A 2,028-nucleotide genomic window follows, 5' to 3' on the forward strand; every position below is an offset into this window, starting at 1 on the left:
GGCCAGCTCCGCGCCGACCGCCTCACGCAGGGAGGCCGGGTCGCCCCGCAGCGCCAGGACGCGCAGCGGCCCCTCCCCGAGCACGCCGGCCGCACGCCGCACACCGATCTCGCCGGTGAGCAGGAGGCTCAGGGTGTGGGAGCTGCCGCCGTCGTCGAGCAGGGCCGCGATCGCGGCGGCGTCGCGCACGGCCCTGCCCTGCTCCTGCGGGTTCAACGGACCCGGGCCCTCGATGATCCACAGGTAGCCGACCCTGCGGTCCTGGTGGAGCAGGGGCACGCAGAGCCGGGCCGCCATGCCCAGCGAGGAATTCTCCGGAACCCTGACCGGCTCTCGGGTCGAGGCCACCCCGTGCTTCTCCTGCCAGGCCCCCACCGCCGCGGGAACCGACCGTGACAGAATGGCGCGGGCCCTGACCTGGTCGACCTCCCCGTGATGGGCGCTGTGCGCGACGACCCGACCCTCCAGATCGTCGACGGACATACCCCTGCCCACGCTCGCGGCCAGCGCCTCCAGCAGATCCTGAACATCATCCGCGATCACGTTCTAATCCTACAGATGTAGGAAGGATCTCCGCTGGCGGAACGATGACTCCCCCCGGCACTGGCCGTAGCGTCACAGTATTCGTTTTGGAGGGGTCCACCTCGTGAGAGCCGCCTGACAGCCCTGTGAAAGGAGCTTCGTGCAGGAGCGCAGCCGCGTCGCCCCGTGGGCACCGCCCCAGGCACAGCCGCGCCTGGCCGAGCTCGAGGCCGAGGTGTCGGGGCTGAGCCTGGAGGCGGTGACCAGGCTGGTCGACGCGGTGCTGGCCGAGCACCGCGGCCGCCTCGACGAGGACGGCGTGGTCCTGTACGCGGGCACCAACACGATGAGCGAGCGCGCCAGGGCCGCCCATGAGATCTCCCTGGGCTGCCGGCCTTCGATGGGCTGGCCGGGGGACAAACGCCAGACCGGCCTGGAGGAGCTGGACGTGCTGGAGGTGCTGGTCCCGCTCCAGATCGCGGCGCTGATGGGCGGTGAGTTCGCCGAGGTGCGGCTGCAGAGCGCCACACTGGCCAACCTCGCCTGCTACAGCGCGTTCACCGGCCCCGGCGACACGATCGCGGTGCTGCCTCAGGCCGCCGGGGGCCACACCAGCCACCACGCCCAGGGCGCCGCCGGGATCCGTGGCCTGCGGGTCGTCGACCTGCCCTACGACGCCGGACGGCTCGACGTCGACCACGCGGCCCTCCCGGCGTTCCTGCGCGAGAGGCGGCCCGCGCTGGTGGTGCTCGGGGCGAGCCTGATGCTGTTCCCCCACGACGTGGCGCGGGTGCGGGCGGCGTGCGACAAGGTGGGCGCCCTGCTGCTCTATGACGCCTCGCACGTGGCGGGACTGATCGCGGGCGGCCGGTTCCAGCGACCGCTGGACGAGGGCGCGCACCTGATGACCATGTCCACCTACAAGTCCTTCGGCGGGCCACCTGGCGCGGCCGTCGTGACCCGCGACGAGGATCTCGCCCGGCAGGTGGCGGCGGCGGCCTACCCCGGCCTGACCGCGAACTACGACGCCTCCCGCCTGGCCCCGCTGGCCGTCGTCGCCGCAGAGCACGCCGAGGGCGGTTCCGGGTACGCCGACCGCTGTATCGCCAACGCCGGGGCGCTGGCCGCCGCGCTGGACCGCGAGGGCTTCACCGTGATCGCCGCCCATCGGGGCTGGACCGTCTCGCACCATGTGGCGGTGGACGCGGGCGCGTTCGGCGGCGGGGACGAGGCCGCCCGGTTGCTGGCCGAGGGGGGCGTCTACCTCAGCGGCATCGGCCTGCCCGGCCGGCCTGCCGAGGAGCCCAGGCGGGGCCTGCGGATCGGCACCCAGGAGGTGACCCGCCGCGGCTTCGGCCCGGACACCATGGGCGAGGTCGCGGCCCTGATGCGCCGCCTGCTCATCGACGGCCAGACCCCCGCGAAGGTTCGCCAGGACGCACTGGCCCTGCGCCGCGCCATCCCATGATCCCGGACCGGCCCGCTCGACCCCCGGGGGTGCGCCCC

The 2,028-nt window shown here is 73.8% G+C and carries 1 protein-coding gene and 1 pseudogene; one reads left to right on the forward strand and one right to left on the reverse strand.

The genetic code is table 11. From position 1 onward, the window contains the following. Positions 1–543: pseudogene (locus ABZ260_RS50445) on the reverse strand (hypothetical protein); the annotation flags it as partial. Between the two features lie 139 nt (positions 544–682). Here ABZ260_RS50445 and ABZ260_RS50450 point away from each other — a divergent pair. Continuing rightward, positions 683–1,990 (forward strand): aminotransferase class I/II-fold pyridoxal phosphate-dependent enzyme, encoded by a 1,308-nt coding sequence (locus ABZ260_RS50450; RefSeq protein ID WP_355632929.1) that lies wholly within the window; start codon positions 683–685, stop codon positions 1,988–1,990. Positions 1,991–2,028 lie beyond the last annotated feature (38 nt).

It is taken from the genome of Streptosporangium sp. NPDC006013, assembly GCF_040614275.1.
GTDB lineage: Bacteria > Actinomycetota > Actinomycetes > Streptosporangiales > Streptosporangiaceae > Streptosporangium.